Annotated in this window: 20 protein-coding genes; 9 read left to right on the top strand and 11 right to left on the bottom strand. The window is 36.7% G+C overall.

Annotated features, from left to right (window positions below):
- Position 1: 1 nt before the first annotated feature.
- Together FJR09_RS03040 and FJR09_RS03035 are read left to right on the top strand one after the other, a co-directional pair.
- A complete protein-coding gene (locus tag FJR09_RS03040; RefSeq protein WP_168652629.1) occupies positions 2-2,725 on the top strand; it encodes a DEAD/DEAH box helicase family protein in 2,724 nt (907 codons plus the stop codon).
- 531 nt (positions 2,726-3,256) lie between these two features.
- Complete coding sequence (locus FJR09_RS03035) at positions 3,257-4,159, top strand: cation diffusion facilitator family transporter (protein ID WP_168651631.1); 903 nt, start codon at positions 3,257-3,259, stop codon at positions 4,157-4,159.
- A gap of 17 nt (positions 4,160-4,176) precedes the next feature.
- Here the strand turns inward: FJR09_RS03035 and FJR09_RS03030 are convergent, their stop codons facing one another.
- The 7 genes from FJR09_RS03030 to FJR09_RS02995 form a co-directional block, all read right to left on the bottom strand.
- On the bottom strand, positions 4,177-4,437 hold the full coding sequence (locus FJR09_RS03030) for a chlororespiratory reduction protein 7 (protein ID WP_015078241.1): 261 nt from the start codon (positions 4,435-4,437) through the stop codon (positions 4,177-4,179).
- 2 nt (positions 4,438-4,439) lie between these two features.
- Positions 4,440-4,598 (bottom strand): alpha/beta hydrolase, encoded by a 159-nt coding sequence (locus tag FJR09_RS24385; RefSeq protein ID WP_174783233.1) that lies wholly within the window; start codon positions 4,596-4,598, stop codon positions 4,440-4,442.
- 148 nt (positions 4,599-4,746) lie between these two features.
- Positions 4,747-5,952 (bottom strand): histidine kinase, encoded by a 1,206-nt coding sequence (locus tag FJR09_RS03020; protein WP_174782867.1) that lies wholly within the window; start codon positions 5,950-5,952, stop codon positions 4,747-4,749.
- 636 nt (positions 5,953-6,588) lie between these two features.
- On the bottom strand, positions 6,589-8,409 hold the full coding sequence (locus tag FJR09_RS03015) for an AAA-like domain-containing protein (protein ID WP_168652627.1): 1,821 nt from the start codon (positions 8,407-8,409) through the stop codon (positions 6,589-6,591).
- Between the two features lie 315 nt (positions 8,410-8,724).
- Positions 8,725-9,042: a type II toxin-antitoxin system RelE/ParE family toxin gene (locus FJR09_RS03010; protein ID WP_015078245.1), complete on the bottom strand. Its 318-nt coding sequence runs from the start codon at positions 9,040-9,042 to the stop codon at positions 8,725-8,727.
- On the bottom strand, positions 9,039-9,305 hold the full coding sequence (locus FJR09_RS03005) for a prevent-host-death family protein (RefSeq protein ID WP_168650958.1): 267 nt from the start codon (positions 9,303-9,305) through the stop codon (positions 9,039-9,041). The genes FJR09_RS03010 and FJR09_RS03005 overlap by 4 nt, the downstream gene beginning before the upstream one ends.
- Positions 9,306-9,517: 212 nt before the next feature.
- Positions 9,518-9,748, bottom strand: a complete 231-nt coding sequence (locus tag FJR09_RS02995) for an addiction module protein (protein ID WP_168633598.1) — start codon at positions 9,746-9,748, stop codon at positions 9,518-9,520.
- Between the two features lie 139 nt (positions 9,749-9,887).
- On the opposite strand from FJR09_RS02995, the gene FJR09_RS02990 reads away from it, so the two are divergent.
- Together FJR09_RS02990 and FJR09_RS02985 are read left to right on the top strand one after the other, a co-directional pair.
- On the top strand, positions 9,888-10,181 hold the full coding sequence (locus FJR09_RS02990; RefSeq protein WP_015078248.1) for a hypothetical protein: 294 nt from the start codon (positions 9,888-9,890) through the stop codon (positions 10,179-10,181).
- Positions 10,178-10,480, top strand: coding sequence for a type II toxin-antitoxin system RelE/ParE family toxin (locus tag FJR09_RS02985; protein WP_015078249.1), 303 nt, complete (start codon positions 10,178-10,180; stop codon positions 10,478-10,480). The genes FJR09_RS02990 and FJR09_RS02985 overlap by 4 nt, the downstream gene beginning before the upstream one ends.
- A gap of 114 nt (positions 10,481-10,594) precedes the next feature.
- On the opposite strand, the gene FJR09_RS02980 is transcribed toward FJR09_RS02985, so the two are convergent.
- Positions 10,595-13,009 (bottom strand): AAA-like domain-containing protein, encoded by a 2,415-nt coding sequence (locus FJR09_RS02980; protein WP_168652626.1) that lies wholly within the window; start codon positions 13,007-13,009, stop codon positions 10,595-10,597.
- A gap of 783 nt (positions 13,010-13,792) precedes the next feature.
- Here FJR09_RS02980 and FJR09_RS02975 point away from each other — a divergent pair.
- Entirely contained in the window at positions 13,793-15,121 is a 1,329-nt protein-coding gene (locus FJR09_RS02975) for an S-layer homology domain-containing protein (RefSeq protein ID WP_168652954.1), read from the top strand.
- A gap of 71 nt (positions 15,122-15,192) precedes the next feature.
- Here FJR09_RS02975 and FJR09_RS02970 read toward each other — a convergent pair whose 3' ends face one another.
- Positions 15,193-15,903: a peptidoglycan-binding protein gene (locus FJR09_RS02970; RefSeq protein ID WP_168654022.1), complete on the bottom strand. Its 711-nt coding sequence runs from the start codon at positions 15,901-15,903 to the stop codon at positions 15,193-15,195.
- A gap of 435 nt (positions 15,904-16,338) precedes the next feature.
- Between FJR09_RS02970 and FJR09_RS02965 the strand changes: the two genes are divergently transcribed.
- The 3 genes from FJR09_RS02965 (at position 16,339) to moaA (ending at position 19,551) form a co-directional block, all read left to right on the top strand.
- Positions 16,339-17,757, top strand: coding sequence for a hypothetical protein (locus FJR09_RS02965; RefSeq protein WP_168652955.1), 1,419 nt, complete (start codon positions 16,339-16,341; stop codon positions 17,755-17,757).
- Between the two features lie 223 nt (positions 17,758-17,980).
- Entirely contained in the window at positions 17,981-18,277 is a 297-nt protein-coding gene (locus FJR09_RS02960) for a hypothetical protein (protein ID WP_015078254.1), read from the top strand.
- Between the two features lie 287 nt (positions 18,278-18,564).
- Positions 18,565-19,551: a GTP 3',8-cyclase MoaA gene (moaA, locus tag FJR09_RS02955; RefSeq protein ID WP_041458184.1), complete on the top strand. Its 987-nt coding sequence runs from the start codon at positions 18,565-18,567 to the stop codon at positions 19,549-19,551.
- Between the two features lie 67 nt (positions 19,552-19,618).
- Here the strand turns inward: moaA and rpsD are convergent, their stop codons facing one another.
- The gene (gene rpsD / locus FJR09_RS02950) at positions 19,619-20,227 is read right to left on the bottom strand and encodes a 30S ribosomal protein S4 (RefSeq protein ID WP_015078256.1); all 609 of its coding nucleotides are present in this window, start codon (positions 20,225-20,227) and stop codon (positions 19,619-19,621) included.
- Between the two features lie 264 nt (positions 20,228-20,491).
- Here rpsD and FJR09_RS02945 point away from each other — a divergent pair, with 264 nt between their 5' ends.
- Positions 20,492-21,043 carry a hypothetical protein gene (locus tag FJR09_RS02945; protein WP_015078257.1) on the top strand — a complete coding sequence of 184 codons (552 nt, stop codon included), beginning with the start codon at positions 20,492-20,494 and terminating at the stop codon, positions 21,041-21,043.
- A gap of 96 nt (positions 21,044-21,139) precedes the next feature.
- Here the strand turns inward: FJR09_RS02945 and hetR are convergent, their stop codons facing one another.
- Positions 21,140-22,039, bottom strand: a complete 900-nt coding sequence (hetR, locus tag FJR09_RS02940) for a heterocyst differentiation master regulator HetR (protein WP_015078258.1) — start codon at positions 22,037-22,039, stop codon at positions 21,140-21,142.
- Between the last annotated feature and the right edge of the window lie 538 nt (positions 22,040-22,577).

The following is a 22,577-nucleotide window of genomic DNA, read 5'->3' as shown; positions in this document are numbered from 1 at the left end:
GATGGAATTTAGATTTGATGCCAACCAAGAATATCAAACTGATGCTATTGAAGCCGTTACTAATTTATTAGAAGGTCAACCCCGCATAGAATTAGACATGAGTTTAATTTTAGAGTGGGGTTCTGCTGCTGTTATGAATCGTCTGGATTTAGATGCAGAAAATTTATTAGAAAATCTGCAAGCTGTCCAACAAAAAAATGATATTTTACCTGATGAATCACTTCAATATATTGAAGAAACGATAGAAACAATAAGAGGTAAAAAAACAATTTACGTTCCTAACTTTTCCGTGGAAATGGAAACAGGAACAGGTAAAACTTATGTTTATTTACGCACTGCTTTACAATTATTTCAGCGTTACGGATTGCGTAAATTTATTATAGTTGTTCCTTCTGTTGCTGTCCGGGAAGGAGTTTTAAAAACATTAAAAGTTACTGAAAGACATTTTCGAGAACTTTATAGTAATCCACCTTATCGTTATTATATTTATGATTCTGTCAATCTTTCCCAAGTGCGTCAATTTGCACTTTCTGATGGATTAGAAATTATGGTGATGACAATAGATGCTTTTAATAAAGCTGCTAATGTTATTCGTCAGAGTACAGATAGGTTAATGGGTGAAACACCACTGCATTTAGTACAATCAACCCGTCCTATTTTAATCTTAGATGAACCGCAAAATATGGAGAGTGAAAAAAGTATTGCAGCTTTAGGATCTCTTCATCCTTTGTTTATTCTCCGCTATAGTGCAACTCACAAAAACCCCTATAATTTAATTTATCGGTTAACCCCATGTGCTGCTTATAATCAAGGTTTAGTTAAAAAAATTGAAATAGGTTCTGTCATCAAGGAAAATGACTTTAATCAAGTATTTTTGCGATTAGAAAGTATTACCAGTCAAAAGAAAACTATTACTGCTAAAATTGCTGTTCATCAATTACAAAAAAATGGTACAGTTAAAGAAAAGGTAATTACAGTAAAGCCTGGAGATTCTCTATTTGAAAAAACTAACCGCAGTGAATATGCAGATTTTGAAATAGAAGAAATTAATCCTGGTTCTCAAACAGTGCTTTTTACCAATAACTTAGAAATTAGTAGAGGTGAATCTAAGGGAACTGATAAAGAAGCTATTTTTGAGGCACAAATTCGTTATACTATTGAAGAACATTTTCGTAAACAAAAAAGACTCAAATCCCAAGGTATCAAAGTTATTTCACTATTCTTTATAGATAAAGTTGCTAATTATAAAACTGACACTGGGCAAGATGGTATTATCTGTCAGTTATTTAAGCAAGCCTTTGAAGAGTTAAAGGTAAAATATCCAGAATGGGAATCATTGACACCTGAACAAGTCCAATCTGCTTATTTTGCCCAAAAGCGCAAAAAAGGAGGAGAAACTGTTTTTGAAGATAGTACCACTGGTACTGCAAAAAAAGACGAAGAAGCTTATAACTTAATCATGAAGGATAAAGAGAGATTACTTTCTTTAGATGAACCTGTAGCCTTTATATTTTCTCATTCTGCATTAAGAGAAGGTTGGGATAATCCTAATGTTTTTCAAATTTGTACCCTCAATCAAACAACATCAGAAACTAAAAAACGCCAAGAAATTGGTCGGGGTGTGAGATTAGCTGTAAATCAAACAGGAGAAAGAATATTTGATGAGAGAATCAATATTTTAACCGTTATAGCTAACGAAAGTTATGAAAAATATGTAGCAACATTACAACAAGAAATTGAAGATGAGTATGGTAAAGAAGGTGTACCACCAAAACCACCTAACGCTAGAGAAAAAGGTGTAGCTAAATTACGTAAAGAATACTTATTAAAACCAGAGTTTCAAGAATTGTGGGAGAAAATTAAACATAAAACTCGTTATGCTGTGCAAATTCATACAGAAAAACTGATTGAGGAAGTAGTTAAGGAATTAGATACAAAAACTATTAATCCTCCTCGGATTACTATTACTAAAGCACGGGTAGAGGTAGGCAATGAAGATATATTAGAAACCATACAACTTACCACCAGTAAAACAGCTATGACGTTAACTGGAAAACGACCTTTACCTAATATAATTACTATCATGGTAGACTTGTTGGAGAACACAACTCCATCTGTATCATTAACTCGTCATACCTTATTAACAATATTAAAACGATTGAATAATCAAAAAAGTGTACTTTCTAATCCTCATGAATTTGCTACAGTAGCAGTACAAATTATTAAAAATAAACTAGCAGATCATTTAGTAAATGGGATTCAATACGAAAAAATAGATAATTGGTATGAAATGACTCAGTTTCAAGATGAGATTGAAACTTGGCAAGAATATCTAATTCCGGCAAATCGTTCGGTTTATGATCATGTGATTGTTGATAGTCAAGCCGAAAATATACAAAATAGTATTGAAGGTAAATTTGTTGCAGATTTAGAACAACGAGATGATGTAAAACTATTTTTCAAACTTCCTAATTGGTTTACTGTACCTACACCAGTAGGGGAATATAATCCAGATTGGGCAGTTATTATGGAAGATAGAGACGAACATGGAGAAGCAGTAGGGAAACCACTTCTTTACCTGATTCGTGAAACAAAAGGTACAAGAAATTTAGATGAATTGCGACCTGATGAAAAACGTAAAATTATCTGTGGTGAAAAGCATTTTCATCAAGCATTAGGAGTAGATTACCGAGTGGTAACTAGCGTTAATGAGATTACGATCTAAATAAACCGGAAATGCAGGGCGATTATGAGGTAAAATTAGAAGAAATGGTTTGAAGGCAGAGCCTTATAGAATTCATTCCCATACAGAGTATGGGAACGAGAAAAACGTCTGAACTATGATTTGTAGGATTATTTTGATGAAAATGAGGGATTCATCATAAAAATCATCAAAATCACAAAAATCATAGTTTAGACATTAATTCTCGCGCTGCTTGGGGTGAAAAACTAACAGAAATAGAACCTTCTACCAGATTTGGTGTAAGAGGTGCAGAAGACATAACCTACTTATTAATAATTATTCGTAATTATTCACATTACCATATCCAGATCCCCGACTTCTCAAAGAAGTGGGGGATCTTTTGTTCCTTTTTGTTCAATAAAGAGATAAATTCTTAATAAGCAGTTTTTGACATATTTCCTGTATATTTATTCCTAGAAATAAATACCTATTGTTGTACAGTAATAGTTAAAGAAAACAAATTCTCTAGTCTTTTTTTCCACAAATCACACAAGATTAACAAAAGATTAATATATGATTTACGATAACCGCACGGAAGTAAGAAAAGTTTTAATTATTACCCTACTGCTTAACGTATTTGTCATGGGCTTAAAAGTCCTTGTGGGTCATTGGACAGGTTCTTTAAGTTTGCTGGCTGATGCTTTACATAGTGTGACTGATAGTGCCAATAATGTCTTAGGCTTAGTTGCTATTAAGTTTTCTTCACCATTGCCAGATCGAGAGCATCCTTATGGGCATAATAAATTTGAAGCACTAGGCGCTTTGGGGATAGCTGCATTTTTAGGAATAGCTTGTTTTGAAATTGTCCAAGGTGCATTAGAAAGAATCCTCAAAGGTGGCGAACCTGTAAAAGTATCACCTCCAGAATTGTGGTTATTACTGATTGTGTTAGGAATAAATATTTTTGTCGCCTTTTATGAACGGAATGTGGGAAAAAGAGTAGGTAGTTCCATTTTAATCGCTGATGCTACCCATACCATGAGTGATGTTTGGGTGACAATCTCCGTTATTGGTGGTTTAATTGGTGTGTGGCTGGGTTATCAGTGGTTAGATGTAGCACTAGCTTTCCCAGTAGCTTTACTGGTATTTTGGAGTGGTTGGTCAGTTCTAACCGAGAATTTGCCCTGGCTTGTGGATCAAATGGCCATAGCCCCGGAAACTATTCATACAATTGCAGTTTCTGTCCCCGGTGTCCTTAACTGTCATGATATCGCTTCCCGTGGTGTCATTGGTCGTCAAGTGTTTATAGAAATGCACTTAATTGTTGATGCACCAGATGTAGAAACGGCTCACAATATCACAGAGGAAGTTGAAAAACAACTAGAACAACGTTTTCATCCCGTCAGGATTTTAATTCATGTTGAGCCACCTGCATATCAATCTGAGCGCATCACCTTTGAAGCCGAACAAACCTAATTTGGTAGCAAATAATTTTATTTTTCCAACCGCACCGCATACCACTGTAAATATTCTCCAGGCCCCACATCTAAATTACAACTTGTATCCAGCAAGTATTGTGCTTGTTCGCTAACAGACTCAAATTTTTGCACATCCAATGGTAAATCCGCGAATGCAATTTGTGATAAAGTTTTTTCCAGCTTGATTAATAATTCCGCCACTGTCAGAAATTGTTCTGGTTGATTTGTTTCCAAAACAACAAAATCGTCCTGCTGATACATTAATTGATTTGGCATTTTTAGTAATTAGTAATTTGGTAATTGGTAATTGGTAATTGGTAATTGGTAATTGGTAATTGGTAATTGGTAATTGGTAATTGGTAATTGGTGATAGTTTTACCACTGACAACTGACAACTGACAACTGACAACTGACAACTGACAACTGACAACTGACAACTGACAACTGACAACTGACAACGAACAACGAACAACTGTACGGGCGAAGCATTTGGAAGATAAATTATCGGTCATTGCCAAAAATAGTTCTCCAAATGCTTCGCCCCTACTGACAACGAACAACGAACAACTGACAACTGACAACTGACTAAGATGGATATACTGGCATTGTAAAATGAAACCATGCACCACCGTGGGGAGATGAATCTACCCAAATTTGACCGTAATGGGCGCGGATAATACGTTGACATAAACAAAGACCAATTCCATATCCATCTGTACTTTGATCACGTTGGAGACGGAAAAGATTCTCAAAAATGCGATCGCGGTTTTCTTCGGGAATACCAGGGCCTGTATCACCAATCGTAAATTGCACTTTTTGGCTAGTGCGATGGAGTCCCGCTACAGTAATTATGCCACCAGCAGGTGTATATTTGATGGCGTTATCTAAAAGATTAACCAGGACTTGCCGAATGCGTTCAGGATCAGCATATACATAGGGTAAATCTTGGGGAATATCTGTTTCTACCGTTTGAGATTTAGCAATATAGCGATCGCTCAATTCCTCTAATACCTGTAAACAAATTTCCCCTAATTGTAACTTTTGTGGTACGATTGGCAATTCTGTATCGTCACCCCGCCCAGCTTGTAACAAATCAGCAATCATCCGATCAATGATCTTGGTTTGCGTCCGAGCCTGTTTTAATAAATGTATAGCCAAACCAGATTTCAGCCGTTGAAATCCCCCTGTATCTGGATTGTAATTAGATTGAAGAGTTTCAATAGCGATCGCCGCAGCCGTGAGAGGATTACGGAGATCATGTGCTAAAATCGCAATTACTCGGTCTTTAAACAGTAGCTGTTCTTGCAGTCTCTCCTTTTCCTGCTTCAGACGAAAAATTTCATCCCCTAGTTGAATTGCCTCGGCCGAAGTAGCAACAGAATGAATGGTAGATTTAGGCGAAATCACCTGACTCTTTTCATCCAAACATTCCTGTTTATCTGCCTGTAATTTCAAAAAAGTGCCAACAGCGTGTTGCCAACGCGGCCACCAAATTTTTAATTGGGGAATAATATTAGTACCAGCAATAGTTTGTTGAGGTTCGGGATGAATCTTAACTAGAGCAGGGGTTGCTACTAACTTAAAATGTTCCGCTAAATAGGGTTGTTGTCCAACATCAATAATTTGTAGTTCAAAACTATACCCAGCCTCTAATTCTTTTAAATAAACCCGAATTTGCTGCACTTGTTGACGAGACTGAGGCCGTCCATCAACAAATAGCAATAACTGGAGAGGAGCTTCAGCATAAATAGGCTGATCCTGGGAAACTTGCATGACATCTTGTTTCAGCACTGGTAACAACCTGGGGACGCTTTACATAGAGTAAAATGGACTAACGTTGCTTAATGGCCGTTGTTTTTCTAATTTAATATCTATTTTAGATTCTTCCTACTCCAATTCGATCTAGGTTTTTGGGTGGAAACGGATTTTTTCGGAATTTTGCTGCCATTTGCTCTTACTTTTACAGCTACTAGGCTTCTAGTCAGGAATTGTTGAACCTATCGTCACCTCCTTTAGCAATTATTTACAGAACCCAAAAAATAGCCCTAGTAGTTTGTCAAGATAAAAATGATGGACTGTAGTGTGAGCGTCTCGCTCACGCGGGGAAGATGCTCTAGTGTGAAAGCATTAAATCATCTCTAAGCCGTCCATCAATTCTTACAAACAGCCGCAGAGTTGCCTTATTCCCAGCTTACCACTTCAAACCATTGGCGAAAACTTTCTATCAATTCCTCAAAACCTATAGTCGCCGCTTTTGGCGTTGCAAAGCAATATTTTATTAACCACAAAAAGTATAAATTTAGACTATATTATCATTTACGTAACTGGCACATTGGTAGGGTGCGTCAGACCGCATAAATCCTGCAAATAAACAAATTATTGATATCTGACGCACCCTACAGTTGTATTGCATCCAACCGATAACCGCTATAGACGTTCTTGAAAATAAAGCCGATATAAATCACAAAGACATTGTACTTCATTTCCTTTAAATTCGATTAACCCCAAACTGCGTAATTTTAAAGCTTGCGTAGAATCTATTTGAATAGGAATATCACTATTAATTACTTGCTGCATTGCTGTTTTTAATAAGTCATCTTTTTCTAATTCTGAAAGATAGAAATTTAAAAACTTGCCATAAGGACTTTGATTAGTGGGGGCAATTTCCAGAAATTTTGATAAAGTGAAATTACCCTTAGCAATTTCACCAAGTGCAGTTGTTAATAAATAAGGATGACCATCAATCATTTCTTTTAATTGGTTTATTTCTGTATCTGAAAAACTTAAACTGTATTGTTTAACTAATTCCTTTATTTGTGTAGTGTTAAATTCCCCGATTTCCACAGATAAACCCACATTAAAAGGAGATTGATTAAGATTTATAGAAGTATCAACTTCTTGAGAATGGGCAATTACTAACCGTAAATTTTGCCAAATTTCTTCTGTTTTTGCCTTTTCGTGCCAAGCTCTTAATAAAGCAGAAAATTGTTGAGTAATTTCAGGATAAGGGAAAATTTCATCAATATTATCTAAACCTAATACTAAGGGACTATCAATAGCTGGTAAAATATATTTTTTTAAATAATTAGTGCAGTTATCTTGATTACCAAGACGACTACTCCAAGATTTCTCTATTTGGTCTTCTATTCCTAACTCTAAACTCAGAATTGCACAAAACCGCTGTAAAAAAGTTTTGAGGTCAGTCAGATTTTCCTGACTCCATAAATTAATAGAAACTGTCCGATATCTTTTTTGTTTAACATAATCAAAAATGCGACTCATCAAATATGTCTTACCCATTTTGCGCGGAGATTTAATGCGGATTAATGCCCCTGGTTGTACAATATTTTGATAACAGTTATTTTCAATTTCTGGACGTTGGATATAAAAAGAAGAAATATTTATTGGATTATTTTCTGGTGGTTTAGGAATAGTTAACAACTGTTCTTTAATAAACCGACTCACACCTTTATAAACTAAATTATCCGGTGATTTTGGCTTAGTGATAGAAATATGATCATCATCTGTTGCGGTAGGTTGCACATCTTTAATACCTGGGTTAGCACTATCTGGATCTACAACTAAAACTATTTTAGTCGGTTTTGTTTCATAATAAACTTTTGTAGTAATTGCCATTGCATCAACATTTTGCCGATACCATTCATTCAGTTGACGCAATTGAGGAAGATGGGATTTTAGTTCATCAACACTAACAGTAGTTCGTGCCAGAGTACCAATATTATTAATTAAATTAGCTAAATGAGAACCAGTATGAGGAGTGGATAAAAAAACAATACCTTTAGTTTGTTTAATAACTGATTGTCTATTAAAAGTTTGAGCATTTCTTAGCATTTCTTTGACTAATAAACCACCCATACTGTGAGTAACAAATATAATTGGATATTTGCCAATATCATTAACTGCTAAATATTCTAATAAATTACTAGCACGATCAAAAAGTGGCATTGTTGCACCTTTCCATTCAAAGGGTGCAGCATTATAACCAAAAGACCAAATTCCTAAATCTGGTCTTTCTTGTGCCAGCCACATTAACCAGAAGTTATCATCATTTGCTAATTCTTGAGGATGCCAAGTTGACCTTGCGTGACCACCTAAACCGTGAACAAAAATTATATCTCCCTTGCGTTGGAGGTTTTCACATCCTGAGATTTTGATTAAACCTGTGATTTCTGTGGGTTTCGGTTGTGGGGTTTTACCGAATAATTTACCAAGAAAGCTGAAAACCATACTAATAAAGACAATTAGTTTATCAGTAATGAATTATATCTTACTTTTGGTATAAAACAAACAAAACCCAAGATTTTATCTACCATCCTTGCTAAGAGGTTGTTTGAAAAGTATTATATGAAACCCATAATTTCCAAAAACCTAACCCCCCTTCCCCCCTTCCCTACAAGGGAATGGGGTTTTTAAAGCCTCTCCCCTGGTAGGGGAGAGGTTTGGAGAGAGGTCTGTTTCCACATTAAAAACTTTTAAAACATCCTCTAAGAGATACTTCGTAAGTTTACTCACATATTCCCCAAAAGTGATCGTTGACAACAATCACTCAGATTCCTCACCTCGATAAGATTGGCGACTGTGGCGAACATGAAGAATTGCGACAACATCTTCCATGACTACAAACAAAACTCGATATTTTCTTTTTTTTCCGATCCATATTTGCCGAACCTCACAACCAATAACTTTGGATTCTGGTGCTTTGCTACAGCGATTAGGAAAGTTTTGTAATGATGCGATAGTATCTTGAAATTCATAGTACCAATTATTTGCCATTTCAGGACTCAGATTATCGCACATCCAACGATAGGAAGTTTCTATTTCTTGAAAGGCTGTAGGTTGAATAATAACTTGATAATTCATGAACGAGGCGGAATATTAAATTTGTCTTCTAGACTTGCTAATGCCTCCTCGACAGGAATTCCTTGACCTTGCTCAAACTCATCTAGTCCTTTACGAATACCTACTATTGCTTCAAGGTAATCAATTCGCTCTAAGAGTTCTTGATATATGCTTGAGGGATGTTTTGAATCTGTTTTCAGTGATTGCAAAAAACTAAATAAATCCTCTAGGATTTCATTGGGGGTGTTGTCAATTTCTTGTAAGAGCAATTCTTTGATAGTCATTACTGTTAATCGCCAAATTTACATTTCTATTAGCTATTCTAAATCATTCATGAGAAATTGAACAAGCTCTCTACATTCTCTAGAAACGATATCTTCGGTTAGATTCGCTTATGCAGCATTGATAAAATTTTGTGCTAGTTCAATGTTATTTTCTGCATAAAATTTGACGGCTTCTGAGTATTCTGTTAAAGCCGCAGGATGAAAGTTATATTTCATTTTTCTAAAATTTGTCTGACTTGAGTTAAAGCTAATTCTCCAGGAATTAACTCAACGGTATGATTATGAATTTCGTCACGGCGTTTTTTAGCTTCTATATTCCATAGATTTTGGGTGTTCTCATCAATATCAGATTCTAGACTTTCCATGAGTTTTTCCACTAAAAATACTCTGGTAGCATTGGGTAAAGATAAGGCTTCTTGAATTAATTCTTCGACTGATAGCATAATGATTGATTCCAGTAAAAGGTAGCTGTCATCTAATGCCACGACCAAAGCGCGACTCAATACCAGGATACAGTTATCATATTACCACGAGATTGTGTTATAATTCTACTAGCTACCTAATTCTTAACATTATTGCCTTATGAACCAACCCATTCCTACAATTAATACACGACTGCTTGACTCTCTTTCTCAAATTATCCTTGCACTTTCTCAAGAAGAATATCAAATCTTAGTAGAAAAAATTCAACACTCTCGACTAACTGAACACCAGAAAACACAAAATATTGAATCCTTAAAACAGGATATAGCCGCAGGTATTCAACAACTCCAAAACGGTGAATACACAGAATACGATGAAAATAATTTATCTACTCTCATAACTTCAATTAAAGAACGAGGTCGGGAACGTTTACAAGGAGAAATATCTGAATGAATCACTTTCGGATTTCAAAACTAGCAGAAAAAGATTTAGAAGATATTTGGATTTATCTCGGTCAACAAAATGAAATATTAGCAGACCAAAAAATCGCACAAATTTTTGATAAATTTCCGATGTTAGCTCAATTTCCTAATATGGGAACGAAAAGAGACGAACTACAAACAGGAATTCGTAGTTTTCCTGTTAAGCCATATATTATATTCTATACTCAAGATTCTGCAAGTTTAGAAATTGTCAGAATTTTTCATCAATCTAGAGACATAAAAAATCAATTTTCAGAGCATGATATATAGGAATCGTACCTAACTCCATCATCTTTTCACTTTTGACTGAGACCTGACTTGGACGGTAAATACCTGCTATACAAATCTTAACAATGATCTGAAAGTCTCTGAAAGCCTTATCTGCTACAAGTAATCAACAAAAAATAAAAAAGTCACATAAAAGTCATTCAAGATATTTGAGCTATTCATAGATTCCCCACCACTATGCCACCACGGTATCGTACCATATAGCCTAAATGTATCTAAATCTTTCATTTCTAACCACCCTAATTCTTCATATTTTCTATAATGCGTCTTGTCTGTCCAACCTAATTTATCGGCAAAATTATGCCATGTTTCGCCAATTATAAATTCATCCCATTTCAATTCTTCCTCCTCGCAATCATAATCTAAAGAATTGCGTGTTTCCAGATATATTCTTCTTTGAACACTATAACCAAAATGCCCTTGAGAGTTCTTTACCCAGAGGTAATCTAATTGTTTTAAATCATTACAGTTAAAATTTTTAATATCGTTTAATTCTAAATAACCTTCTTTTTCTCTTTTAGCTAAAACAAGAATAAATTGCCAATTTTTCTGATCTGCTTCTTGCCATCTTTTCTCCTGCATTAAGTAATCTAGTTCGTTTAATAGATGTTTCTTTAATAATTCATAATAACCTGTATTTGAGTTATTTAATTCTTTTAGTTTAAAACAAAGATTAGCAACTATATCAACATTTACATTGTAGAGGATATTTAGGTCTAATTTAAACAAATCAATATCGAATCTTATATGGTATTTTAAAATCTCATATTTTTCTAATGCTATTTTATAGTAATCTGAGGATTTATTTTGATCTTCTTCTAGATTACCTTTAATATAATAAATATAAATTAAAGTAGCCAAATAGCTGGATTCATTGTGATTAAGTTTATTTTCTTTTGGTAATTTTTCAAAACTTTTATCAAAATCTTCTTTGAGTTTTTTGTATTTTTGTTCTTGACTTGAGAATTTATCTTGTGAATTATCTAATAAGTATTGATACCCTAAAACTATACAACCATTTAACACAGCACTTTTCATGTTTTGATTTTTAATTTTTTCTTGTAACACTAACCCAGCAACATTTAAAAATTGATTAGCTTCATTTACTTTATTATCTTGTTGAAGTTGAGAAGCAACTGCTGCTAACTCTCTGATTTTAGCAATTTCTTTCCTGACTATCTCTAACTGTCTATCTGCTTCTTGTTTAGCTTCAGCTTCAATTTTTATCGCTTTTTCTTCTTGTTCCTGGGTACGACTAGCTGCTAAAAATTCCTTATCTTCAAAACCTAAACTTTTATCCTTTACCCAAACTTCTGCTTCTGCTAAAGCTTCCCCTCGCAATAATCGAGATTTATCCTGTTTACCTGATAACAACCACTGTCGAAAATTCTCTGCATAAGGACGTAAACTAGCTAAAGTTTTTTCAATCCATAAACCATCAAAAATCGTCTGATAAATCTGATTATAAACTTTTAATTTACCATTCTTTTTAACAACAATTCCCGCTAACTGTAAATCACTTTGTTCAATACTATTATCAGTATCAATTCCTTGTGAATGCCAAATTTGTTGATATAAATCTAATAAATACGCTGCCTTATTTTCATCTCTTTTTAATATTCTATCTCGAATGGTTCTAAAATGTTCGGGTTCATCTTGAGCTTCCCAATTTTTAATTACTCTATTTTTAACTAAATTTTCCACAAAACTAGCTTCTTCTCCCGTCGGAATTTCATCTTTAGATTCACAAATAAAATTACAAACTTTCTGAGTTAAAAATGGCTGTCCTCCCGTCCAATCTAAAACCGCTTTGAGTACAGTTTCAGGATTTTTAGTTTGGTGAGAAAATCCGGTTATTAAAGGTAAAGCTTCTGCAAATTCAAAACCTGTTAATTCAATCCCTTTACCAATATTAAAAGGAGTCCGTTTTTTATCTTGAATTAATTCTGATGGTGTAGCAACTCCCAACAATACAAAGTTAATACGGTTATATTCAGAATTGTCAACTCTTTGATTAAAAAAGGCACGAATTAAAGCAAAGAAATCATCAACAGGAAAATCTAAACTGAGAATACTATCAATTTCATCAATAAAAATTACTATTTGTGTAGAAACTAATTTTAATACTTTATCAATAAATTTACCAAAAACCTGTACATTAGAAAGTCGTTTATTTTCTTCCCATAAAGCATCTAAATCAAATTTATCTTCTAATTTTAAACTTTCAGAAATATTATTAATAATGCCATTATACCATTGTTCAGAATTTAGCCCTGATGTGCCAATAGCAGTTAAATCAATAGCCACACAAGCAATTTCTTCAAATTGTAATCTTTGCATAGTGCGAACTCGCAAACTTGATTTACCCATTTGTCGAGAGTTCAAGACAAAACAAAACTCTCCCGCTTTCACGGCTTGATATAAATCCTCATCTGCTTTGCGTGTGACGTAGGTGGGTGCATTTGGAGGAAGACTACCACCAAATTGATATTGATAATTTTGGGAAGTCATGGTTTTATAATCAATGGATAATAGTAGAGATGTTCCATAAAAAGTCTCTAAAAAACTTCTAGGATATGCACATTTAATTTATAGAGATGTCTAATAACGTAAGTTGCTAGTTAGGGAAATTGTCAAAAATGGCTAACGCCACGCTTCGCTATCAGGATTTACAGGATTTAAGGATGAACAGGATTAAGACTGATATTTTATCACCAATTACCAGCTTTAACTAGATAACTAGCAACTTGGGTTGATAACTAGGATACATGAAACACATAGATGTGTAAAGGTTTAGCTTAACCGACAGAAGCCCCACGTCTGACCCGATAGGGCAGCGGGGGATGAATGGCGCGTGAATTGACGACGGTTTTCCGACCAACGCGACAGCAAGGAAGGAAAACATGGAGACAATTCCCAAAATTTGTGTTATGAATTGAATATCTCGGCAAGGCGAGAGAATAGCGATAACCAAGCTAGATACATGATCATTTTTGTTGATTAACCTTGATTTTGCCTTTGGAACGAGGGGTCAGCCTATCGCCTTAACATCAGTCTTGTTGTTCTCGAAGAGCAAAAAGCTGTTAACTGGGTAGGAAGCCTATACTTACCCGCAAGGGAAGTGTAGGTAGTTCACGCTAAAAACGCATCCCTTCTTCCAGTGAGAGAAAAAATAAACCAAAAACAGTCGGTTTTAACCGACTTTAACTTTAAGACAGGGAATTTACTCCCTGGCTGACTACCAAGCCCCAAAAATGCTAGTGTAGAAGGTGAAAATCAATTTGTGATTTCTTTGTGTTTTCCCGTAACTACCCCGCTGTATTCCTGAGTTTTGCTGTTCTACTATCCTTAACAGCCTGTGCTAACAGTCAATCTGCTAAAAACCTAGAACAATCATTAGCGGCTGACCCTCAGTTGCAAAATAATCCTGTTCCCTTTGGCAAACCTCAGAGTCAGCAAATAACACCAAACCCCAACACATCAACAATTAAATTACCGGCTGATTTTCCCGCAGATATACCCATTTATCCCAACGCCAAACTAGAGGAAGTTACACCAGCTAATTCCGAAAATAAAATATCAATTCGGTGGCAAAGTGCAGATCCTAGTAATATAATCACCAGCTTTTACCGCCAGCAATTTCAGGCTAAAAACTGGCAAATTGTCCAACAGCCTCAAGATGATGTAGATGGGACTTTTTCCGCCAAACGCAATGATCTACTCATCAATGTTACAATTAAACCACAAACAGTTACCAAAGCTGAACCCAATCAACCGCAAACTGCTACTAAATTAGTAATTGAATATTCATCTAATTCTAAGGACACATCAACTAACCCAGTTATACCATCAGATAATTCTGAATTTATCGGTCCAGTATTACCTAATAGCAATAATAGCAACGTAGTAACTCAGCCAACCCTACAGCCAACCACCCAACCGGAAACCTTAACAACTCAGGAATTCAGTGATATTCAGAAAGCACCACCCGAATGGCGCTCTCATATTCAAGATTTAGCTACATTGGGTGTATTATCTATCGAACCGAAAACAACCGAATTTCTTCCTGATAAAATTATCACCCGTCGGGAATATGCCCGCTGGTTAGTTGCAGCTAATAATGCCATGTATGCGAATAATCCAGCCAAACAAATCCGGTTAGCATCCCCCAGCACCCAACCAGCTTTTAGAGACATCTTAACCAAAGATCCTGATTTTCCAGTCATTCAGGGATTAGCAGAAGCTGGTTTAATTCCCAGTGCTTTATCTGGAGATGCCACAGCGGTTTTATTCCGTCCTGATGCACCCTTGACACGAGAACAATTAATCCTCTGGAAAGTTCCTTTAGATACTCGCCAAGCCTTACCCGCAGCCAATTTGGAAGCCGTTAAACAAACTTGGGGTTTTCAAGATGCAGGTAACATTGAACCGAAAGCATTAAAAGCAGTTTTAGCAGACTTCCAAAATGCTGAACAATCAAATATTCGCCGAGTTTTTGGTTATACAACCTTATTTCAACCCAAGAAACCTGTAACTCGTGCTGAAGCTAGTGCAGCTTTATGGTATTTCGGTACTCAAGGCGAAGGAATATCAGCAACGGAAGCTTTAAAGCTGAAAAGGTGAATTTTATTTTAGATGAAATAAACATTCGACAGGCCGAATAGCCTGTCATATTTACTTGCTAATTCTTGACTTTACTTTTCGGGTTTAGTCGTTGGTGTGGCTGTTGGTTTAGTCGTTGGTGTGGCCGTTGGTTTAACTGTAGGTGTAGCCGTTGGTTTAACTGTTGGTTTAACTGTTGGTTTAGCCGTTGGTTTAACTGTTGGTGTGGCTGTTGGTTTAGCCGTTGGTTTAGCCGTTGGTTTAGCCGTTGGTTTAGCCGTTGGTTTAGCCGTTGGTTTAGCCGTTGGTGTAGCTGTTGGTGTTGGTTTATCAATGATGTTCTTAACTTCTTCATTTAGTTTTTGGCGAAGTCGTAAATCAGCAATCCCAGTTTCTGAGAGTTGATGTTTTTTCTGATACTCCTTTACCAACTCTTCTAACTGGGGACTGTAGAATTGATCACGGGGAAGTAGAGTTTTTGGTTTAAGTACAGTATTCAAATTAGCTTGCAGAATTTCGACGATCTTCGCGGCTTGATCTTGGGTTTTGGGGCCTACTTTCCCGTCCACCTTTAACTTGTAGCCTGTTTGAAATTGATTGATAGCCTTTTTAGTTTCCTCATCAGTCAGAGGATCTTTGGTAACTTTAACGTTATAACCCAACCCCCGTAACACAGATCGGAATTCGTCCGGCGTATAGTTGCGCTGACGGGCTGCAAAAGCTATGTCTGAAGCTACAACACTAGCTACTACCATACAGGTTAAAGCTATAGTTACTCTAGATTTGTCGAAACTACACCACATCATAAAAACTCCTTGGGATTAAATCCTTGATATTAAGAGACTAACAGGTAATTTTGAAGTTTTTTTAACCTACCTTTGGGGGTTAAAGTCCCCTGCTTCTACAAGCAGCGGGTTTTGCGTCGGGGTAAAATCCCCGTTGCAAAACGTAATTCTAAATTCTAAATTCTAAATTCTGCATTCTTTTAACCTCTGGCTTCATAATTAATGATTAATTCTGATTAATTTGACTTTGATTGATTATTAATGGGTATAAGAAAAATTACTATTCGACATCTGCTAATAGTCTCAATTCTGAAAAATCTGTGTTGCTACTTGTTTATACCAACATACTTTAATTTTAGCAATATTTAGTCACTCCTCAACCTACCTAAAACTGGGTTTCAAACTGATGCTACTGTATTTCATAAACCCACAATTTACCACATATAAGAAACCATGAGTAAATTAAAAAATTACCAGCGAAAAAACCTATGGTTTGAAAGAGTAATGGCAATTACCGCCACTGCTAACTTAGTATTAGTTTTCTTTGATTTAAGTTACGTACCTTGGCGAGATTTTTACTTCCGCAGACTTCCTGAACTAACTCGCTTATACGATTCAATTAAAGGTATTGAACCTCATCGTGATACAAAAAAATATTTAGAAGCAGTAGCTAGATTGGAAGTACAGGTAACTCAAACAGGCTTAATCTCACCGCAAGTCAAAGCCAAATTAGCAGACCTTCGTTTTCTCAGCAAAGAAATGATTGAAACTAATCCTTTTGCCGGTGCGGGGAAAAGTGGAACTCTAGAAAAAATCAAAAACCGAATGCGGGAACGCGTCAGTAAAGAATCTGCAAAAGGTGCATTTAATACTTTTTGGAGTCAAGAGTATTTATCTAAACATGGTTGGAATCAGGAAATAGACTTTTTCAACCAGAAAATTCGTCCGGGAATTGCCAAAAACTATTATCGTAAAATCGGTGAAAATGGGGAATTTTTGAATGATTTTTGGATAATTGATTTACCATTTGTCGTTTTATTTGCTATAGAATTATTAGGACGTACTTTCTTCATCAAACGTAGATATAGTCATTTAAGTTGGTTAGAAGCAATTCTCTGGCGGTGGTATGATCTATTATTACTAATACCAATTTGGCAATGGTTACGAGTCATCCCAGTAACCATAAGACTAGATCAAGCCAAATTAGTTGATTTTTATGTAATTAGACGGCAAATTCATCAAGGTATTCTTGCCAATTTTGCCGAAGAAATTACAGAAATTGTTGTAGTTCAAGTAATTAATCAATTTCAAGGTTCAATTCAACGAGGTGAAATTACTCGTTGGTTATTAGAATCAGAAAATGTGCGTTCTTACATAGATATTAATAATATCAATGAAGTCGAAGCAATTACTGGATTGTTAATTAAAACTCTTGTTAATCAAGTATTACCAAAAATCCAACCAGAAGTAAATGCCATTTTGTGCCATAGTATTGAAATCGCTTGTCAGCAATTACCAGGCTATAGTAATATCCGCATCATACCAGGATTAGGTAAAGCCCAAACACAAATTAGTGAACAACTAGCTACCCAAATCACTAATAATATCTATGCTGCTTTAGCTAGTACCATCAAAGATCCTGTCGCGGCAAAACTTTCCACTCAGCTAATAGAAAAATTTACAACTTCATTCACTTCAGAAATTCAGAAAAAACAAGTTCTGGTAGAAATTCAAAGTTTGTTAAATGACTTTTTAGAAGAAGTTAAAATTAACTACATTCAACGTTTATCCCAAGAGGATATAGATAAAATTTTGGAAGAAACTAGAAAAATGCGAACGGAATCATCCAGCAGTTTATCTATTCGTCAATAAAACATTAGCCAATAGATAGATGAAAATTATCAGAATTTTTGCCAACCTGGAATCAATAGGCATCCCAAAGCATTTCTGATAGCTTGCGTGGCGTAGCCATACAATATTAAGTGTAGGGTGGGCATTGCCCACTAAAACCTGTCTAGATTGGTGTTTTCCACCCTAGGTATATTTCAAAAATCAAATAGGATTCCTATAGACATAGTTATCATTTATTAAAACCATGAATAAAATCATAGATGGGGATATTAATCAGATTGATATCAAATTATTTTTGGAAGAGATAATTCCCGCACAAGCAGAAACTTTATGTGGTGGTTATTGTCAATCATCACAGGATGATCGAGATGCGTACATGAATGATATTGCTGAGATTATCAATAATGCCAAAAAACAAACTCAAGGTGTAGATGATAAACGCAGTAATCAGAAGATTAATACCATAGATAAGTCCAAAAAAACTTACCTAAATGGAATAGAGATACCCCGCAAAGGAAAAACCGTAGTTATATCTTTTTGAAGTTAAAGTTAGGGTATCCCCTCAATCCCCCCGCTGCGGGGGGATGAAAAGGATAAACTTTTGATATTGGAGGGGGTTGGGCTTGGGGTTCTTGTACCTCATAACACCGCAAAGTGCTGTAAAGCTTACAATCCTCAGATTTCTCAAGATATCCTAACAAATTCCTAAAATGCTTGTGCAATTTGCCTTTTAAATTTTGAGTTTTGTATCTCTTCCGGCAATCATAGGCTCTATAATAAAATGGTTTAATCTGTCACCTCTTCCCTAATATGACAACCAGCGCAACTATAAACAAAGTGGACTACCTCCGCATCAGTTTAATTGATCGCTGCAACTTTCGTTGTCAATACTGTATGCCAGAAGGCGCAGAACTGGACTATATTGTCAAACAGCAATTATTAACTGATGAAGAACTGCTTACCCTCATTCAAGAAGTATTTATCCCCGTCGGATTTACCCGCTTTCGCTTAACCGGTGGAGAACCTTTACTCCGTCCCCATATAGTTGATTTAGTCGCCAAAATTGCTCATCTTCCCCAAACCGAAGATTTATCAATGACTACAAACGGGTTTTTACTCGCTCCTATTGCCCAAAATCTCTATAATGCAGGTTTACGAAGAATTAATATTAGCTTAGATTCTCTAGATCCACATATATTTGCAGAAATTATCGGTAATCATGGACGTGGACGCTGGCAACAAGTATGGCAAGGTATTCAAATCGCGTATAATGTGGGATTTGACCCATTAAAATTAAATGTAGTCGTCATTCCCGGCGTTAATGACCATGAAATTTTAGATTTAGCAGCTTTAACCATTGATAAACAATGGCACGTCCGATTTATTGAATTTATGCCCATTGGCAACGGAGACTTATTTAGCGATCGCGGTTGGGTATCTTCCGCCGATTTACGTCAATCCATCCGTGGGCGTTGGGGCTTGACAGAATCCCAAGTTCGTGGTAATGGACCGGCTGATGTATTTCAAATTCCTGGGGCTAAAGGCACAATAGGATTTATTAGCCAAATGTCAGAATGTTTTTGCGATCGCTGTAACCGGATGCGTCTGAGCGCCGATGGTTGGCTACGTCCCTGCTTATTAAACGAAACAGGTCAAATTGATTTAAAAACCGCCTTACGTGCTGGTATTAGCACCACCGATTTACAAGCACAAGTCAGACAAATATTAAATATCAAATCAGAAATAAACTTTAAGCAACGCGACCCTGGTACTGTCGGCACGTACACCCGTACCATGTCGCAGATTGGCGGTTAGTCATTAGTCAGTTGTTCGTTGTTTAATAACCACTAACTACTGACCACTGACTACTGACTACTGACTACTACGCTTGACGTGAGTAGTATTCCACCACAAGTAGTTCATTAACTTGTAGAGCTACCCATTCCCGTTCAATCACACTATTGACCTTACCAGACAACTTAGTTTTATCAAACTCTAGATGACTAGGAAGGTTAGCTAAACCGGGATATTGCAAGTTAGCTTCCACCAACTTCTTAGAAGCTTCTCTGTTTCTCACAGCGACTTCTTCACCAGGACGGCACTGATAGCTGGCAATATCTACTGGTTTGCCATTAACAGTGACATGACCGTGATTTACCAATTGACGGGCGGCTGGAATTGTGGGAGCCATACCCATGCGGAAAACCGTATTATCCAGGCGCATTTCTAACAATTGCAGCAACACCTGTCCAGTAGAACCAGCAACTCGTCTGGCTTTACGAACATAACGGAGCATTTGTTTTTCAGTTAAACCGTAGTTCATGCGGAGCTTTTGCTTTTCCTCTAAACGGATAGCATACTCAGAGCGCTTCTTACGGTTTTGACCATGTTGTCCGGGGGGATAAGCACGTCTAGCACTCTTCCGAGTTAAGCCTGGTAATTCGCCTAAACGACGGACAATTCTGAGGCGGGGTCCTCTATATCGGGACATGAGTTTCCTTAATTTAATCCTTCTAAAATTTTATTCAGACCTACCATTATGGCATAGTTCCCAAAAGCATAGACATTTTATAGCTAAATTGCCTTTTATTTACCGCTAATATTCACAAGAAATCAATCCGTTGAATTCACCAATTTTCGGTGGATTTCTGGGGAAAAGCACCGACATTCCTGGATGGTAGAAGATTGGGACTAAGTTCTACGGTAGCATAACCTTGGTGGAATCGAAAACGGTTATCTTAAAAAGCGAAAAAAAATGAGTAACTTTGGGAACAAACAAACCAATTATTTCTTCAGAGGATTTACAGCATCATTGATAACTATAGGTGGATTACTAGCCAGTAGTTTACCTACTATGGCTGTTACCGATTCCTACGAAAATGACTATCGGGTTTGTGCTGCTCAACTTTTGAGCGTGGGTATCACAGCTAAACCGGCATCTCAAAGTTGTGCCGCTACACTCCAACCACGAGAGTTATCCTCATGTGTAGCAAAAATTCATAAGCTTACACAAATCACACCTGTGGATGCCCTTTCTTCCTGTCGTCAGGCTCGTATTCCACAGGATCTAGCAACCTGTGTAGTTAGCATTAGTAAAAGTTATCAGGGTTCAGAAAATTCAGCTACTTTAACATCCTGTGGTCGCAGTTTGTTACCAGTAACCTTTGCTGATTGTGTAGTTGGTTTACGTCGAGAAATTGATTTAAGTCCTACTCAAGCATTAAATACTTGTATTGATGCCAGTGAAGGATCTAGCGGTTTCGGCGCGGTGTCTACAAAGCCATTGGGTTCTAACTCCCAGCAATAGACTTTCGCTTTAGCCCCTCAACTCCCATGAGTAAATAGATTCATAACGGTAGGGCTGGTAAGTATGCCACCCTACCCAACATAAAAATTTTGTTTTCTATTCATCTTTATTACCAACAACCATTTGTAAGATCATCGGTATTCCGCCTTCTTGGTGATATTTATCTCCCCAAGAACGAATGATTTCGTCTAGTTCCTCCATTGCTGGCTCAATCCAATCCGGCGGAATATCCAGTTCTTCCACAGCCCGCATCGTGTTTGGTTTACGCTCTGCCCAATATTTCATCATCCGGAAATACCGAGCCGTATCCTCTACCATTGTGTACGTGCGCTCTTGATCATCGGCTGGAGCATAGAACGGACGAGTGAGAGCATAAAAGGGCATTCCCCAGGGACAATCAATGCGTGTTACCGTTCCTGAATACAATAGCCGACGCTTGATGTGTTCCGCTAATGCTTCACTCAATGGCATCTGATGATTAGCAGGTAATTCTTCCTGCGATCGCTTATGGAGAAAGTCAATTAACTCCATAAATTCAAATGAGGTAACTAACTTGGCATCAGGAAGATTGTCTGGCAGCTTTTGCTCAATTTGTTTTTTCTCTTCACCGGTCAAATTCGTACCGGGGACGCGGGATCTTCCCGGTATCCAAGGATATTTTTCCATCCAGACATAGGGAAGTTGAATCAGATAGCGCGGTTCTTGGGAACCCAGCATTTTGAGAAGTTTGCCTTCAGTTAAAGCCAGTCTTACTTCTTCAACAATGATTTTCACTCGTTTCGGCTCAAGGTGGTGCAAATGCCCAGTCATTCTCAGGTTTTGCCCCTGCTCTAGATAGGTCATGTAAATTGCACACTTGGCTGCTGTTGCGGCTGCATCTAGAAATGCTCCATGCCTGTGGCCACTTGTCCGCATGGCACTGAAGGCAAGATAAAGCATGATCTGATCCATCGCACTAGGTCCAAGACGCTTGATCAGATCGATGTCGTTGGTCATATTCTACAGACGGATAAATGGCTTGTTTACAGGTGTGATATTCAAATCAAACTACGAATTATACACCCAGTTGGATACAAATATTTTTAATCTAAACCTAAAATTACTGTTTGACTCGGGAATTTTTAGGTGATAAATGTTGGGGGTGTAAATTGGCAGTTTCTCTCGTCAGACTAACTAACCCCCTCCCCTGGTATGACTCGAAGACTTTAGATACTCAGGGTGTTGGGATACAGGGGTATAGAGTAAGCAGGAGGAACGGCAGATGATTTGCATTTTGTATCTATCAAACCATTATAACTGCCTATTTCTGAAATATCTAGATATTTTTCTAAGAATTTTTCTGGAAATTTATTGCGGAGAAGTTTTAATACCACTTATGGCTGGTTAAAAGAATGCAGAATTTAGAATTTAGAATTTAGAATTACGTTTTGCAACGGGGATTTTACCCCGACGCAAAACCCGCTGCTTGTAGAAGCAGGGGACTTTAACCCCCAAAGGTAAGTTAAAAAAATTTTACTGATAAAAATCCAGACAA

The sequence above is a fragment of the Dolichospermum sp. UHCC 0406 genome (genome assembly GCF_009712025.1).
In the GTDB taxonomy this organism is placed as follows: domain Bacteria; phylum Cyanobacteriota; class Cyanobacteriia; order Cyanobacteriales; family Nostocaceae; genus Dolichospermum; species Dolichospermum lemmermannii.
Note: the sequence above shows the minus strand (reverse complement) of the source record. Positions and strands in the feature narration are given on the sequence as shown.

What these genes read in the sequence shown, in the direction of transcription:
- FJR09_RS03040 (WP_168652629.1), top strand. Translation starts at nt 2, where the DNA reads ATGGAATTTAGATTTGATGCCAACCAAGAATATCAAACTGATGCTATT.
- FJR09_RS03035 (WP_168651631.1), top strand. Translation starts at nt 3,257, where the DNA reads ATGATTTACGATAACCGCACGGAAGTAAGAAAAGTTTTAATTATTACC.
- FJR09_RS03030 (WP_015078241.1), bottom strand. Translation starts at nt 4,437, where the DNA reads ATGCCAAATCAATTAATGTATCAGCAGGACGATTTTGTTGTTTTGGAA.
- FJR09_RS03015 (WP_168652627.1), bottom strand. Translation starts at nt 8,409, where the DNA reads ATGGTTTTCAGCTTTCTTGGTAAATTATTCGGTAAAACCCCACAACCG.
- FJR09_RS03010 (WP_015078245.1), bottom strand. Translation starts at nt 9,042, where the DNA reads ATGAATTATCAAGTTATTATTCAACCTACAGCCTTTCAAGAAATAGAA.
- FJR09_RS03005 (WP_168650958.1), bottom strand. Translation starts at nt 9,305, where the DNA reads ATGACTATCAAAGAATTGCTCTTACAAGAAATTGACAACACCCCCAAT.
- FJR09_RS02995 (WP_168633598.1), bottom strand. Translation starts at nt 9,748, where the DNA reads ATGCTATCAGTCGAAGAATTAATTCAAGAAGCCTTATCTTTACCCAAT.
- FJR09_RS02990 (WP_015078248.1), top strand. Translation starts at nt 9,888, where the DNA reads ATGAACCAACCCATTCCTACAATTAATACACGACTGCTTGACTCTCTT.
- FJR09_RS02985 (WP_015078249.1), top strand. Translation starts at nt 10,178, where the DNA reads ATGAATCACTTTCGGATTTCAAAACTAGCAGAAAAAGATTTAGAAGAT.
- FJR09_RS02980 (WP_168652626.1), bottom strand. Translation starts at nt 13,009, where the DNA reads ATGACTTCCCAAAATTATCAATATCAATTTGGTGGTAGTCTTCCTCCA.
- FJR09_RS02970 (WP_168654022.1), bottom strand. Translation starts at nt 15,903, where the DNA reads ATGTGGTGTAGTTTCGACAAATCTAGAGTAACTATAGCTTTAACCTGT.
- FJR09_RS02965 (WP_168652955.1), top strand. Translation starts at nt 16,339, where the DNA reads ATGAGTAAATTAAAAAATTACCAGCGAAAAAACCTATGGTTTGAAAGA.
- FJR09_RS02960 (WP_015078254.1), top strand. Translation starts at nt 17,981, where the DNA reads ATGAATAAAATCATAGATGGGGATATTAATCAGATTGATATCAAATTA.
- rpsD (WP_015078256.1), bottom strand. Translation starts at nt 20,227, where the DNA reads ATGTCCCGATATAGAGGACCCCGCCTCAGAATTGTCCGTCGTTTAGGC.
- FJR09_RS02945 (WP_015078257.1), top strand. Translation starts at nt 20,492, where the DNA reads ATGAGTAACTTTGGGAACAAACAAACCAATTATTTCTTCAGAGGATTT.
- hetR (WP_015078258.1), bottom strand. Translation starts at nt 22,039, where the DNA reads ATGACCAACGACATCGATCTGATCAAGCGTCTTGGACCTAGTGCGATG.